11 protein-coding genes and 1 tRNA gene are annotated in these 14,975 nt (G+C 61.3%); 10 read left to right on the plus strand and 2 right to left on the minus strand.

All coding sequences use genetic code 11. The features are described from left to right. Window positions 1-3: 3 nt before the first annotated feature. Complete coding sequence (locus tag KSY82_RS01025) at window positions 4-717, plus strand: DUF6580 family putative transport protein (RefSeq protein ID WP_217749895.1); 714 nt, start codon at window positions 4-6, stop codon at window positions 715-717. A gap of 150 nt (window positions 718-867) precedes the next feature. Here KSY82_RS01025 and KSY82_RS01030 read toward each other — a convergent pair whose 3' ends face one another. Continuing rightward, entirely contained in the window at window positions 868-1,686 is an 819-nt protein-coding gene (locus KSY82_RS01030) for an exodeoxyribonuclease III (RefSeq protein ID WP_217749896.1), read from the minus strand. Between the two features lie 136 nt (window positions 1,687-1,822). Here KSY82_RS01030 and KSY82_RS01035 point away from each other — a divergent pair, with 136 nt between their 5' ends. The 4 genes from KSY82_RS01035 to KSY82_RS01050 all read left to right on the plus strand — a co-directional run bounded on the left by KSY82_RS01035 (window position 1,823) and on the right by KSY82_RS01050 (window position 6,564). Beyond that, a complete protein-coding gene (locus tag KSY82_RS01035; protein ID WP_217749897.1) occupies window positions 1,823-2,575 on the plus strand; it encodes an NAD-dependent protein deacylase in 753 nt (250 codons plus the stop codon). A 95-nt stretch (window positions 2,576-2,670) separates the two neighbouring features. Beyond that, on the plus strand, window positions 2,671-4,413 hold the full coding sequence (gene folP / locus KSY82_RS01040) for a dihydropteroate synthase (protein WP_217749898.1): 1,743 nt from the start codon (window positions 2,671-2,673) through the stop codon (window positions 4,411-4,413). Continuing rightward, the gene (locus KSY82_RS01045) at window positions 4,414-5,115 is read left to right on the plus strand and encodes a hypothetical protein (protein ID WP_217749899.1); all 702 of its coding nucleotides are present in this window, start codon (window positions 4,414-4,416) and stop codon (window positions 5,113-5,115) included. A gap of 252 nt (window positions 5,116-5,367) precedes the next feature. Further along, a complete protein-coding gene (locus KSY82_RS01050) occupies window positions 5,368-6,564 on the plus strand; it encodes an ATP-binding protein (RefSeq protein ID WP_217749900.1) in 1,197 nt (398 codons plus the stop codon). Between the two features lie 106 nt (window positions 6,565-6,670). On the opposite strand, the gene KSY82_RS01055 is transcribed toward KSY82_RS01050, so the two are convergent. Continuing rightward, window positions 6,671-7,444 (minus strand): type III pantothenate kinase, encoded by a 774-nt coding sequence (locus KSY82_RS01055; protein WP_158554584.1) that lies wholly within the window; start codon window positions 7,442-7,444, stop codon window positions 6,671-6,673. 197 nt (window positions 7,445-7,641) lie between these two features. On the opposite strand from KSY82_RS01055, the gene KSY82_RS01060 reads away from it, so the two are divergent. The 5 genes from KSY82_RS01060 to KSY82_RS01080 all read left to right on the plus strand — a co-directional run bounded on the left by KSY82_RS01060 (window position 7,642) and on the right by KSY82_RS01080 (window position 14,975). Then, window positions 7,642-7,718: transfer RNA gene (locus KSY82_RS01060), tRNA-Met, on the plus strand. Between the two features lie 197 nt (window positions 7,719-7,915). Beyond that, window positions 7,916-8,386, plus strand: coding sequence for an IS200/IS605 family transposase (gene tnpA, locus KSY82_RS01065; RefSeq protein WP_217749901.1), 471 nt, complete (start codon window positions 7,916-7,918; stop codon window positions 8,384-8,386). A 544-nt stretch (window positions 8,387-8,930) separates the two neighbouring features. Next, entirely contained in the window at window positions 8,931-10,961 is a 2,031-nt protein-coding gene (bilR, locus tag KSY82_RS01070; protein ID WP_254881650.1) for a bilirubin reductase, long form, read from the plus strand. Between the two features lie 449 nt (window positions 10,962-11,410). Beyond that, on the plus strand, window positions 11,411-11,806 hold the full coding sequence (locus KSY82_RS01075) for a helix-turn-helix domain-containing protein (protein WP_006235758.1): 396 nt from the start codon (window positions 11,411-11,413) through the stop codon (window positions 11,804-11,806). Window positions 11,807-12,092: 286 nt separating this feature from the next. Next, a complete protein-coding gene (locus KSY82_RS01080) occupies window positions 12,093-14,975 on the plus strand; it encodes a proton-conducting transporter transmembrane domain-containing protein (protein WP_217749903.1) in 2,883 nt (960 codons plus the stop codon).

Below are 14,975 nucleotides of genomic sequence, written 5' to 3' on the forward strand. Positions count from 1 at the left end.
GGGATGACGGATTATCGCGTCGCGCGCTTGCTTGCAAAACTGGAGGTCCCGCTGTTGTTGGCGGTGCCGGCGGTGATGGCTGCCGCGTTGCTGTCGGGTGTTGAGCAGGCAGCATTGGCCATGCTGGTTGTGGTGGCGCTGGTGCTCGCGCTGTTCTTTGCGGGTTACGAGGCATCTCGTCCGGGTTTGCGCCAGATTATGCCCACGCTGGTTCTGGCAGCATTGGCCGCGGCGGGGCGCATCTTGTTTGGCCCCATTCCCGACTTTAAACCCGTGAGTGCCATCGCCATTATCGCGGGGGCGACGCTTGGTCGCCGCAATGGTTTTATGGTCGGTGCGTTGGCGGCGCTGACCAGCAATTTCTTTTTTGGGCAGGGCACGTGGACGCCGTGGCAGATGTATGCCTGGGGGCTCGTGGGATACGTTGGCGGTGCGCTGGCGCATGCCGGCGCTTTTGATCGCGCCGATGGCACCGTGCGTATGCCGGCGCTGCTGACCTACGGCTTTGCTTCGGGTTTGCTGTACGGCGTTGTGATCAACGCCTACGACATTATCGGTTTTGTTCAACCGCTCACGTGGGCGGGTGCCATGGCACGTCTTGCCACGGCAGTGCCGTTCGATATCACACACGGCCTCGCGACCTGCGTGTTCTTGGCTGCCTTGTACAAGCCTTGGTGCCGTCGCATTAACCGTGTCGTCGTGAAATACGGGCTGTAAGGCATTTCGCGTTCCCTCACGAACTTGCGGTGGAATGGTTCTCGTTTTTGGCTATTTGCTGCCCAAACAGGAACTATTCCACCGCACCTTATAGGGGGAGAGGGGTCACATGATCTGTTTTCCTCTGTCCCCTAGAGGAATTACTTGGGGCTAGAGCTCTAGCGTGAGGGTGACGGGGCAGTGGTCGCTGCCAAAGATGTCGCCGCGGATGCCGGTGTCGCGAACGTTGGCGGCGATCGAATCGCTTACCAGAAAGTAATCGATGCGCCAGCCGGCGTTGTTCTTGCGGGCATTAAAGCGATAGCTCCACCAGCTGTAGACGCCCTCGACGTCGGGGTTTGCCGCGCGCCAGGTATCGGTAAAGCCGGCGTTGAGCAGCTCGGTAAACTTGCCGCGTTCCTCGTCCGAAAAGCCTGCGTTGCCGCGGTTGGACTTGGGGTTCTTAAGGTCGATCTCCTCATGCGCCACGTTAAAGTCGCCGCAGGTTACGACGGGTTTGCCGGTCTCGCGCTCGAGCGCGTTCAAAAAGCCGCGGTAGGCATCGTCCCAGGCCATACGCACGTCGATGCGCGCGAGCTCATTTTGTGCGTTGGGCGTATAGACGTCGACAAACCAAAACTTGTCGAACTCGAGCGCACAGACGCGGCCCTCGGTTGCGGCTTGGGCGACGAGCTCGGCCGCCTCGTTCTCGCCGGCGTAGGGTAGCAGTGCGTCGGCGTGCAGCACGCGCAGCGGTTCCTGGCGGCTAAAGACCGCAGTGCCCGAATAGCCTTTACGCTCGGCGTAGCTCCAGGTTTGGTGATAGCCGGGCAGGTCAATATCGACCTGGCCCTCCTGCAGCTTGGTCTCTTGCAACGCCAGGATATCGACGTCGAGTTCTTGCGCGATCTGGATAAAGCTCGGGTCCTTTTTGAGCACGGCGCGCAGGCCGTTGACGTTCCACGAGGCGAAAGTGTAAGTCTGAGGCATGGTGTCCTTTCGACGGGGTTGGCAGGCTTAAGATTAGCGCAACAGGGGCGGTGGTGGGCACCGCGCGTGCTGACCCAAAGGCCGCATGCTGGGACATCGCCCGACGCTGCCCGACCAACAAGGACGGAGGACTCATATGACGCAGGCAATAACGGATCCCAAGCAGGCCTCCGCCGCGCTGGCGGAGCTGTTCGGCACCCATAAGCGCGTGGTCTTCTTTGGCGGCGCTGGTGTTTCCACGGCAAGTGGCATTCCCGATTTCCGCAGCGTGGACGGCCTGTATCACCAGCAGTTTGCCTATCCGCCCGAGACCATGCTGTCGCATAGCTTTTACGAGGCGCATCCTGCGGAGTTCTTCGACTTTTACCGCACCAAGATGATCGCGCTCAACGCTAAACCCAACCGCTGCCACACCAAGCTGGCCGAGCTGGAGCGCGCCGGCAAGCTCGACGCCGTGGTGACGCAAAATATCGACGGCCTGCATCAGATGGCCGGCTCACAGCGAGTGTTTGAGCTGCACGGATCGGTCCATCGCAACATTTGCCAGTCGTGCGGCGCGGTCTATAGCGCCGAGTGGATTTGCTCGCGCGAGCACGAGGATGCCGCGGGCGTGCCTGCGTGCCCCGCGTGCGGTGGCCGCATCAAGCCCGATGTAGTGCTCTACGAAGAGCCGCTCGACGAGCATGTGTTGACCGGTGCCGTTGCCGCCATCGCCGCGGCCGATGCCCTCATTGTGGGTGGGACCTCGCTCGTGGTGTATCCGGCGGCGGGCCTTACGCGTTACTTTACCGGCGATACGCTGGCCATATGCAACCTTGCTCCCACCGATCAGGATGCAAATGCCGACCTGCTGATTTCTTGCGACATCGCGGCCGCGTTTGCGTTCTAGCCCGCGCGCGCGGATACAATAGAAAGACTGAGTGCAAAGCGACCCCGCCGCCAGCTCCCCAAGCTCGGCGGCGTGGGCATTTTAGGAGGATGTTCATGGCGAACGACAGCAAGACATGGCGGTGCGGAAAGTATGAGCTCAGCTTTGACCGTCCGCGCATCATGGGCGTCCTCAACGTGACGCCCGATTCGTTTAGCGACGGCGGGGAGCACTTCGACCCCGATGCCGCCATCGAGTACGGCCTGGCGATGCTCGATGCCGGCGCCGACATCATCGACGTGGGCGGTGAGTCCACGCGCCCTGGTTTTACCCCGGTCAACCCCGACGAGGAAGCTCGCCGCGTGCTGCCCGTGGTGCGCGCGCTGGCCAAGGAGGGCGCCATCGTCTCGATCGACACGCGTCATGTGGCGGTTGCCAAGGCGGCCGTGCGCTGCGGCGCCTCGATCGTCAACGACGTGACGGGCTTCACCGATCCCAAGATGGTCGAGTTTGTTAAGACGAGTACCTGCGGCGTCATCGTGATGCATGCCGGCGAGGTCGCCGCGCCCACCCGCACGCACGCAACGGTGCAGCTCGATACCTCGGCAGCGGCGTTTGTTGCCGAGAAGGCGCGCGAGGCGGCTGCCGAGGCCGCGCGTGAGGCCGAGAAGCCGGCTCGCCGCCGTCGCGGCAAGCTGCTGGGCGATCCTAAGCCGGAGACCAAGCTTCCGGGCGGCGTGGTGCAGCCCTCGTTGCCGTTTGGCGAACCGGAGCCCACGTCCGAGCCTGCAAGCGAGCAGGAGACGCCGGCCGCCGAGCAGGCTGCTGCAGCCGAGACCGTCGCGCTCGCGCCCGAGGCCGCGCCCGCAGCCACCGAGGCCGCATCGGAGCCCAATGACCGCCTGGCCGCCATGATGCGCCGCAGCGCCCGCCGCGAGGAAGCCTACGTGCCCACCTCGCAGCTCCGCCGCTTCACCCTGCCCGATTCGGCGCCCATCATGCGCCGCGTCATGGGCTTTCTGTCCGACCAGGCCCGCACGCTCATCCATGCCGGCGTGTCGCGCGACCGCATCTGCATTGATCCTGGCCCGGGCTTTGGTAAGTCGGCTAACGAGGACATCGTCATCCAGCGCGAGACTGCCAAGATGGCGTCACTGGGCTATCCGCTCATGTGCGCCGTGTCGCGCAAGCGCTTTGTGGGCGCCGTCTCGGGCGTGACCGAGGCCGCCGAGCGCGATGCCGCTACGTTTGGCGTGTGCCTGGGCGCCATCCAGGCCGGTGCCAACATCATGCGCGTGCACGACGCCGCGGGTTTTGCGCAGTTCCTGAACGGTTACTGGGCGGTTGCCAAGCCGCAGCCGCGCCGCGCGTTTGTGGCTGTGGGCTCCAACCTGGGGCATCGCTGCGACAACATCCGCGCTGCACGCGAGATGATCGCCGAGATTCCACTCACCTGCGTGTCCAACTCCTCCAAGATTTACGAGAGCGAGCCGGCCTACGAGACGCGCCAGGACGCGTTTGCCAACGCCGTCATCGAGATCAAGACCGAGCTGGCGCCGCTGGTGCTGCTCGATGAACTCATGAAGATCGAGGCTGAGCTGGGGCGCGACCGCTCCAAAAAGGCCAAGGCCAACGGTCCGCGCACCATCGACCTGGACCTGCTCTGGATGGACGGCGAGACCCACGGCGGCAAAAAGCTGCGCCTGCCGCATCCGCTGATCGGCGAGCGCGATTTTGTGCTGGTGCCGCTCGAGGACTTGATGCACGACCCGGCGCGGTTCTTCCGCTACAACGGCGTCGAGGTCAAGGAGCCCGAGGACCGCGTGGGCCATATCGTGGGCGAATTGGGGCGTATGTAGATGATCGAGATGAACGCTGTTGCCGCCGGTACCGAGCTTGACGCCGCGCGCGACGCGGGCCGCGAGGGTGTGTCCGCGGGCTGGTGCGCTTGGAGCGCGGGCGAGGCGTCGTTGACGTTTTCGCTGGTCGTGCGTCCGGATGTGAACATGCATGCCTTCCACGGCCTGCCGTTTGTGGCTGCGATGGGCATGATGGACGCGCTCGTGGGCACGGCTTCGACGCCGGGGTTGGGCCTTGCCGGTAAGGTGGGTATCCAGTGGCCGAGCGATATCGTGTGCGGTGCGCCTGCGTTTGAGACGTCGCTCGCGCGTGTTGCCGTGAACGGCGGTGCCGGTGCTGCGGGCATGTTCGGTGCCGTGACGGTGGATATTGAGCGTTCGGCGCTGGGCGAGCTTGGTGTGGACGTGGCTGACGAAGCGCTGGTCGAGGAGTTGGCCGCCGCCGTGCTGACCCGTGTGGACACCTGGGCGGTTGTTGCCAACACGCCGCAGGGCGCTGCCGGTCCGCTGGCCCCCGTGTTGGGCGAGTACTTCGACATGGTGCCGCTGCTGGGCCGCCAAGTTGCGGCGGTGTCGCCCAACGGCTTGCCGCTTGCGGTCGGTGTGTTTGCGGGCCTGGACATCTGGGGTCGCGCGACCATTAAGACCGATGCCGGCGAGCAGGAGTTTCCGCCCGAGGCCGTGCGCATTCGCGGGCTGTAGCGCGGGGCGTTCGCGCCCAAAGATAGACATGACAACAAGACCCTCCTCGGCCTGTGCCGGGGAGGGTTTCGCCTATCTGGGGAATGGGTTGCCAGCGCCCTATTCCTCAAAACTGAAAAATTTTCGTTTTTGAGGAATAGGATTAAGGCAGCTCGGTCTTTCGCGAGGTATATTCGCTATAGAGCCTATTCCTCAAAACTGAAAATTTTTCAATTTTGAGGAATAGCGATAAAAGACCGCGAGGAGGCCCCAATGAAACTCATCAATAGAACGTCATATATGGACACGTTGACGAGCCTTATTGGCGTGCCGGACATCAAGGTCATCACGGGCATCCGTCGTAGCGGTAAATCAAAATTGCTCGAGGCCCTCCGCGATTACGTGGAGGCAAATCTGTCCAATTCGAATGTCATCCATATCAACTACAACCTCGATGAGTTCGAGAATCTGCTCGAGTATCACGCGCTGCTCGCCTATGTAGAAGAGCATCGAGTGTCCGGCAAACAAAACTTTCTGCTTATCGATGAAGTTCAGATGTGCGACGGTTTTGAGCGTGCGATCAACAGCCTCCACGCATCCGAGCAGTACGACATATTCATTACCGGATCGAATGCCTTTTTGCTGTCGAGCGATCTGTCGACGCTCTTTACGGGGCGTACGTTCGAGATCGAGGTTTTCCCATTCTCGTTTGAGGAGTATCGACTCTATGGCGACGAGGGCGAGGTCGACCGCGACTTCGATGAGTACGCGAGAACCGGCGGTATGTCCGGCTCCTACCCTTATCCACTGCAGGAGCAGCGTTATCAATATCTCTCCAATGTCTTCAAAACGCTCATCGTGAGAGATATCGTGCAGCGGCATAACGTGAGAAACGAATCGGCGCTGCTGCGCATTGCCGATTACATGATGGACAACGTATCCAACATAACGTCGGCACGTAACATTACGGATATTTTGAACGCGGATGGGCTAAAGATAACGAACAAGACGGTCGGCACGTACATGGGGTGCCTGTGCGATGCGTTTGCCTTCTATAAAGTTCGTCGGTACGACATCCGCGGCAAAAAATACCTTAAGAGCGGCGAGAAGTATTACCTGGCAGACCACGCGTTCAAATACGCGCTGCTCGGTACACGTGATATGGATTGGGGACGCGTATACGAGAACATGGTGGCAATCGAGCTGCTGCGCCGCGGATACGAGGTATACGTCGGCGTGCTCTATAAAAAGGAAATAGACTTTGTAGCAATCAAGCGAAGCGAGAAGCTCTACATTCAGGTGAGCGACGACATCAGCTCGGATAAGACATTTGAACGCGAGATTTCACCACTGCTGAGCATTGGCGACGCGTACCCCAAGATGATTCTCGCCCGCACGCATCACGAGGCCACGGACCGCAATGGGGTGCAGATCGTGGACCTGGCGAGGTGGCTGTGCGACGAGGCCTAGCAGAAAGCCCTATTCCTCAAAACTGAAAATCTTTCGATTTTGAGGAATAGGGCCGATGCGTTGCCTAGTTCGCCGCTCGCGCTCGTGCTCGACTTAAGCCCCTGTCCTATCCCAGCTCCTGCATGCGGCGGTAGATTTCGCAGATACCCTTGATGGTGAGCTGTCCGTCGACCACGTCGAAGGCATCGGTCGAATCGGCGACGATGCTGGCGAGACCGCCCGTGGCGATAACGGTGGCATCCTCGCGGCCCAGCTCGCGCTTCATGCGCGCGACCAGGCCCTCAGCCATGGCGGCGGCGCCCGTTACGGCGCCGACCTTGATGCACTCCTCGGTATCGCGGCCGATGGCGTGCTCGGGCGCCTCGAGCGGCACGCTGGCGAGCTTGGCGGCACGGGCGGCAAGCGCGTCCATGGAGATGCGGATGCCCGGCGCGATCGCTCCGCCAATGTAATAACCGTCCTCATCGATGACGTCGATATTGGTCGCGGTGCCAAAGTCCACCACGATTGCCGGCGCGCCGTAGAAAGTCTCGGCCGCAACGGCGTTGGCGACGCGATCGGCACCTACGGCCTGGGGGCGCGCCGCGCGCAGCTTGGTCACCGCGGCCGTCTGCGGCCCGATGACGATGGCGTCCGCGGCAATGCGGTCGGCCACGGCGTGCCACTCGCGCGAGAGCTGCGGCACCACGCCCGCAAAGGCGATTGCGTCGACCGCATCGAGCGAAAGGCCGTACATCTTAAAGAAACCCATCAGGCGCACGTGGATCTCGTCGGCGGTATAGGAGCGGTCGGTGGGCATACGCCACGACTGCACCAGCTCGTCTCCGTCAAACAGGCCCATGGCCGTCTGCGTGTTTCCCATATCGATAGCGAGCAGCATGTCTACTCCCAGTGTTGGCATAAAAGGACGCGCACCATTGTATACGCGCCGCCGACGGCGCTCGGCTGCGATTCGTTTACGGTGATAGGGGCTGAGGGGTTTTAAATATGAAGGAATTATGCTCTACGAGATTTTCCTTGCCGCTTACCGAACTCCCGCGTAATATTCTTTCTTGCGCACATGAAGCGCCCAGACATTGCGGGGTGGAGCAGTCTGGTAGCTCGCCGGGCTCATAACCCGGAGGTCGTAGGTTCAAATCCTGCCCCCGCGACCAAGAACTTGCAGCTCGTCGGCCTAGCCGGCGAGCTTTTTTGTTAGAGGCTTTAGCCTGTGCGGGGCGCGCAGCGCGCCGCATCGGAAACCACCCGCTATGCGGGTGGGGCCAAACAGCTTTACAAAGCCGCCCCCTCGCCGGACACTTGCGATTGTTCAGGCCGCAAGGAATCCGAGTCGAGAGGGCGGTGGTGGCGTATGGCCCAGAAGGCCTACAGCCTTTCCCACACGAAGTGGATGTGCAAGTACCACGTCGTGTTCACGCCGAAGTATAGGCGCAAAGTGATCTACAGCCAAATCAGGAGCGACATGGGGGAGATCCTCAGGAAGCTGTGCGAGTACAAGGGGATCGAGATAATCGAGGGGCACCTGATGCCTGACCACGTCCACATGCTGCTGGCGATACCGCCGAAGTACAGCGTATCGAGCGTGATGGGCTACCTGAAGGGGAAGAGCTCGCTGATGATATTCGACAAGCACGCGAACATGAAGTACAAGTTCGGCAACAGGAAGTTCTGGGCCGAGGGCTACTACGTGTCCACGGTCGGCCTGAACGAGGCCACGATCGCGAAGTACATCCGGGAGCAGGAGAAGGCCGACATCGCGCTCGACCGGCTGAGCGTCAAGGAGTACGAGGACCCCTTCGGCAGGGGGCCGGGGCGTAAATAGCGCCGGTTTGACCGGCCCGCCACGGGTCAATCTGCAGTGCGGCCCGAACCCCGTGAGGGCCGGCGCCTTTAGACGCGTGCCGGAAATCCAAGGGTTATACCCTAAGAGCAAACCACCCCTTTTAGGGGTGGTTTTGATTATTTCGGGACCGTGTTTTCGATCCAATTCTCGGCCTCTCAAACAAAATCTCGATCTGTAACATCTAGACCCGATTTGGGCGGCTAGGTGTTACAGATCGAGATATACCGGTGGGCTTGGTCGTGTTTGTCTAAATCTGTAACACGAGGGACGGTTTTTGCCGAGTAACCGTTACAGATTGAGATTTTCTAGCAGGCGGGTTTGGTTTGTCTCGATCTGTAACAGTAAGACCCGGTTTTGCCGCGTAACTGTTACAGATTGAGATAAACCGGCGGGCCGCCCTGCCCCATCCACCTGCCGCTACCTGCTGTCCGCCGATTTCCGTTGCGCTGTTGTATTCCTATGACATATCCTCTAGACAACTACGCGGCATCATCGCCGCCGCGCCTACAAGAGAGGAATGTCCATGACCGCACCTGTATCCAAGCTGCTCCAGCCCATTACGGTTGGCCCCCTTGAGCTCAAAAACCGCATTATGTTTCCGCCGCTGACCACTGGCTACGAGGAGCGCGACGGTTCCATTGGCGAGCGCAGCCTGGCTTTTTACGAGCGCCTGGCCCGTGGCGGCGTGAGCTACATCGTCATCGGCGACGTTGCTCCCGTTATGACCGCAAGCCCCACGCCCAAGTTGGCGACCGACGCCCAGATCCCCACGTTTAAGGCGCTGGCCGACGCCGTTCACAAGCACGGTGCCAAGGTCGCGCTGCAGCTGTTCCATCCCGAGTACGATGTGCCCGGTGTCGGCCGCATGGTCATGGGATCCATGGCCGCCGCCAAGGCCGCGCAGGAGGCCAAGGTCGCCGGCGACGAGGAGACCTTTGCCGCCAAGATGGCCGAGTCCAACGAGATCCGCAACCAGGCCTACGCCAAGCTGCACCACGACATGCAGCACTTTGTGAACGAGGCGAGTGTGGAGCAACTCACCCAGATCAAGGAGGCCATCGCTGCCTCGGCCGCTCGCGCGCAGCAGGCCGGGATCGACGCCATCGAGGTCCACGGCGACCGCTTGGTGGGTTCGCTATGTTCGGCCCTCCTCAACCAGCGCACCGACGAGTACGGCGGCTCGTTCCAGAACCGCGTTCGCTACGCGCTGGAGGTCGTCGCCGCCATTAAGGAGGCCGCGCCGCAGCTGATGGTGGAGTACAAGCTTCCCGTGATCATGGAGAACCCCGACGGCACGCCGCGCGGCAAGGGTGGTCTGCAGCCCGACGAGGCCTGCGAGTTTGCCAAGCTGCTCGAGGGCGCCGGCATCGACATGATCCAGGTCGCGCAGGCAAACCACACCGGCAACATGGGCGACACCATTCCGCCCATGGGCGCCATGCCCTACAACTGGACGCTGCCCGTGGCCGAGCGCGTCAAGGCCCTGGTCTCCGTGCCGGTGGCAACCGTCGGCCGCGTGGTTTCGGTCGAGGCCGGCGAGAAGATCCTGGAGGACGGCTCGGCAGACATCATCGCCTATGGCCGCTCGCTCATGTGCGACCCCGACATCGCGCTGAAGGCCGCGACCGGCGAGCCCATCCGCGAGTGCCTCAACTGCAACAAGGGCTGCGTCGACGCGATTCAAAATCGCAAGTACATCTCGTGCGTGCTCAACGCCGAGAACGGCGACGAGGCGACCATCGCCATCAAGCCGGGCGAGGGCGACAAGAAGATCGCCGTGGTGGGCGGCGGTATTGCCGGCCTGGAGGCCGCACGCGTGGCGGCCAAGCGCGGCTACGGTGTGACCGTCTACGAGGCGAGCGATCATCTGGGCGGTCAGATTGTGCTGGCGGCCGCGCCTCCGCGCAAGGACGAGATCATGCGCTCGGTTGAGTACTACGAGAAGATTCTGCCCGGCCTGGGAGTGAAGGTTGAGCTCAACCATGCCGCTACCGCTGAGGACCTCAACGCCGCCGACGCCGCGATTGTGGCTGTGGGCGCACACGACGTGGTCATCCCCGTTCCGGGTGCCGACTCGGAGAAGGTCGTCTCGAGCTGGGACGTGCTGGCCGGCAAGGTGGAGCTCAGCGGGCGCGTCGCCGTCATTGGCGGTGGCCTGGTGGGCACCGAGACTGCCGAGTACCTGCTGCAGCATGGCTGCGAGGTGGCGATCGTGGAGATGCTCGACAAGATTGCCGCGGGCGAGTCCGAGACCATTCTGCCGCTGATCATGAGCGACTTTGCCGAGCACAACGTGGAGCAGCACGTGAAGACCCGCCTGACCGCCATTACCGACGAGGGTGTGGAGGCTGTTCGCACCACCGAGGACGGCGCCGAGGAGCCGGTGAAGATCGCCTGCGATTACGTGGTGATGGCCGTGGGCTCCAAGGCCAACGCATTTGACCTGGATGGCGTGACGGTGCCCGTGACCTGCGTGGGCGACTGCTCGGGCGAGCGCACCGCCGACATTGCGAGCGCCATTCGCACGGCATATCGCGCGGCCAACGAGCTGTAGTTGAACATCGCGGCCAGGCGGGACGGTAGCGCGGATCCGTTTCGCCCGGCTGTGTCCCGTCGGGTGTCAATCGGTGCGGGGCCTGCAAGCGCAGCAGGTCCCGCCCTTTTTGTTTTGCTCCGGTGGATGGCAATGCGCGGTAATCATGAGGAGTGAGGACGTCTACTGCCTTGCAGATCACTCAAAATTATTGGGGGAGGGGTTAATAACTATATCCTCTATACCAAAGGATATAAGGAGATGCCAATTTTGTTGACAAGCGAATGACGATTAGCTGCGAGTCAGCTACCAGCGTAAATAATCGATAAAGAAATGTCGTAATTTGGTGCCAAATGCCCAGATAACGCCGCGTCTATTTTAATTAACTGCTTTGAGCAAACGGTAAAATGCTACTATCTAACTTGCACGTAAGAAAGCAGATTAACGGTTAAGGCTAAGAAGTGGCAGGTATGTCGGAAGCAACTAGGACTCGCACGCATGCGCCCGAGGTTAGGCAGCGCGCCGTCGAGATCCTTCAAGAGGGGGTCGGTCATCGCGCCCTCGCCGCGGAGCTTGGCATTCCCCAGGCCACGGCTCGTCAGTGGGCCCGCGCGTATGCCGTGGGCGGTGCCGACGCCGTTCTCAATGCCGGCTCGCATCATCACACCTATTCGTACGACGTAAAGCTCGCTGTGGTTAAGGACCGCTTGGAAAACGGCTTGACGGTTCGCGAGGCCATGATCAAGCACAAGATTCCCAGCGAGTCTTCGGTCAAGGCTTGGTGCCGTCAGTACCGCGAGAGCGGTGAGTCCGCACTGGTCGATAAGCCGCGCGGTCGCAAGCCGCGCGTTAAAAAGGCGGAATAGCAAACGGGATGGTGCGCCCACAGGGGCGCATTTTTCTTGCCGCGCCAACTTTTTGGACCGGCGCGAGCCTGTCGGGACATCCTCCAAAGTGGTCAATAAACTGCGAGCAGTGGCCCGCGCACCTGTCGCTGCGATAGGGGGAGCGTCGCCTCTCTGCTCCAAAGCGGACGTGCCCTTGCCCCGTACGCCTAAAACTCCCCAGTTGACCGAAAACCCGCCGCCGCTACTCCTCAATTGAGCTATAACGTTAAACAATTGCAGCGTTTTTGCATGGGGGAGTGATGGTATGACGCTACTGTATTTCCTTACCCTGTTTCCGCTGGTACCGGCGCTGGGCATGCTGCTCGCGCGCGGTGACCGCGCCCGCGATGCGGTGGGGCTTGTAGGCTCCGGCATTATTATGGCGGTGACAGTTGTAGTCGCCGTCTTGTTTTTTGGCACGGGTCCGCAGAGCTTTGAGGTTGCCCCCGGCACCTCGCATGTGCTCTCGATCATCAGCTCCGCCATCGATGTCATCCTGTGCGCCGTCATCCTGTACAACGCGTATAAATATAGGAACGCGCTCACCACGGTGCTCGGCATAGTCCAGCTGGTGGGCTCGCTCGCCTTTGCAGCCATGACGCTGCCCGCGGCCGAAGCCGTCACGGCGACGCCGCTCTACCTGGACTACATGAGCGTGATCATGGTCCTCGCCGTTGGCATTGTCGGCAGCCTCATCTGCGTGTATGCCCTGGGCTACATGAAGGACTTCCAGGCTCATGACGAGCACGAGGCCGCGCTGCGCGGGCAGACCGCGCCCGACCGTCGCCCGCAGTTCCTGGCGCTTATGTTCCTGTTCCTCTCGGCCATGTTCGTCATCGTGACGAGCGATAACCTTGAGTGGCTGTTCTGCGGCTGGGAAATCACCACCGTGTGCTCGTTCCTCATGATTGGCTACACGCGCACGCCCGAGGCCATCAAGAACGCCTTCACCCAGATCATCCTTAACATGCTGGGCGGCATCGCGTTTTTGGCCGGACTCATGTTCCTGCACGTTAACGGTATGCCGTTGACCATCTCGGGCATGATCGAGCTTTCCGGCGCCGGAACCGTGCAATCCGCGCTACTGGTGATGCCGGTCGTTCTGCTGTCGCTCGCCGCACTCACCAAGGCCGCACAGATGCCGTTCCACACTTGGCTGTTGGGTGCCATGGTTGCCCCCACGCCCACGAGCGCCCTGCTGCACTCGTCCACCATGGTCAAAGCCGGCGTGTTCCTGATGGTCAAGCTCAGCCCGCTCTATGCCATCTATCCCGTGACCGGTTTTATGGTCACGAGTGTGGGTGCCATCACGTTTTTGCTCGCTGCCCTCATGGCCATCTCGCAGAGCAACGCCAAACGCGTGCTCGCGTACTCCACAATTTCCAACTTGGGCCTCATCAGTGCCTGCTTGGGTGTCGGCGCACCCGAGGCCGTATGGGCGGCCATCTTCCTAATCCTGTTCCATACGGTGGCCAAGTCGCTGCTGTTCCTGTGCGTGGGCACGGCCGAGCACCATATCGGCAGCCGCAACATCGAGGATATGGACGGTATGTTCAGCCGCATGCCGCACCTGACGCGTCTGATGATGCTGGGCATCATGGGCATGTTTGTGGCGCCGTTTGGCATGCTCGTGTCCAAGTGGGGCGCCCTGGTGGCGTTCGCGCAGACCGGCAACGTGCTCATGATCATGGTGCTTGCCTTTGGCTCGGCCGCAACGTTCTTCTTTTGGGGTAAGTGGCTGGCCAAGCTTTCGGGCGTCGACCCCACGGCTCAAAACGTTGAGGTCAATGTCCATAAGACCGAATGGATGGCGCTCAACACCATCGCCGCACTGCTGGTGCTGTGCTGCGTGGCGTTCCCGATTATTTCGAGCGGCCTGGTTTCGCCTTACCTTGCCATGGTGTTTGGCCGCGTGCCGTACGTTATTGGCAAGGACGCCATGTATCTGATGGTGGTCATCGTGGCGTTTATCGCCGTGGTGCTGCTGACCTCGTTCCGCGTGAGCAACAAGCCGCACGTCAACGTGTACCTTTCGGGCGTTGGAACCGAGAGCTATCGTCATTTCCGCGGCTCGATGGGACACGAGGTAAAGGCCGAAAAGCGCAATTGGTACTCGGAGGACGCCCTTGGCGAGAAGCGTATTAGCCCCGTGGGTAGCGTCGTGTGCTGCAGCATTATCTTGTTTGCGCTGCTGTGTTGCGCGTGGATTGGGCCCGAGCGACTTGCCATGAGCGCGCCCTCGGTGCTGCGCGGCAAGTATTTCGAAGGCTCGGGCGTCGTGGGCATTTTTATTGGCACCGTGGCGTTTGCCTTGCTGGCGCCGCTTGTGGGCGGCCTGATCGACGGCCTTGACCGCAAACTTTCGGCCCGTATGCAGGGCCGCGTGGGCCCGCGCCTGCTGCAGCCCTTCTACGACGTTGCCAAGCTGCTGCGCAAGGCCCCTGCCAGCGTAAACACCATGGACGACACCTATATGGCATGCGCGCTCATCTTTACCGTCGTGGGCGGCGGCATCTTTGTGTCGGGTTCCAACACGCTGCTGTGCGCCTTTATGGTTACGCTCGCCGCGATCTTTGTGGTGCTGGCGTCCGCCTCGACGCAAAGCCCGTTTGCCCAGGTTGGCGCCGACCGCGAGTTGCTGCAGGTAATGAGTTACGAGCCCGCCGTTCTGCTGATGAGCGTGGGCCTGTATCTTGCCACCGATAGCTTCGATTCCATCGCCGTGACGGGGCAGTCCGCTCCCATCATCGTGTACAGTGCGCCCATTTTCCTCGCGCTGCTCGCGGTGCTCACCATCAAGCTGCGCAAGTCGCCGTTCGACCTTTCGTACTCGCACCACGCACATCAGGAGATCGTCCAGGGCGTCGCCACCGAGATGAGCGGCAGTACGCTGGCCAAGATGACCCTTATGCACTGGTGCGAGACCGTGCTGTTTTTGATGTGGGTGGGCATGTTCTTTGTCTGGGACAACCCGGTGAGCTGGGTGGTTGCCCTGGTCGTGATGGCCGCGACGTATTTTGTCGAGGTGCTGATCGACAACACCTTCGCCCGTAGCACCTGGCGCAGCTGCTTTAAGCTTGGCTGGGGCGTGGCGCTGGTGTTTGGCCTGCTCAACCTTATGCCCATCCTCGTCGACGTGTTTATTTAG

Source organism: Collinsella aerofaciens (assembly GCF_019131995.1).
GTDB lineage: Bacteria > Actinomycetota > Coriobacteriia > Coriobacteriales > Coriobacteriaceae > Collinsella > Collinsella aerofaciens_S.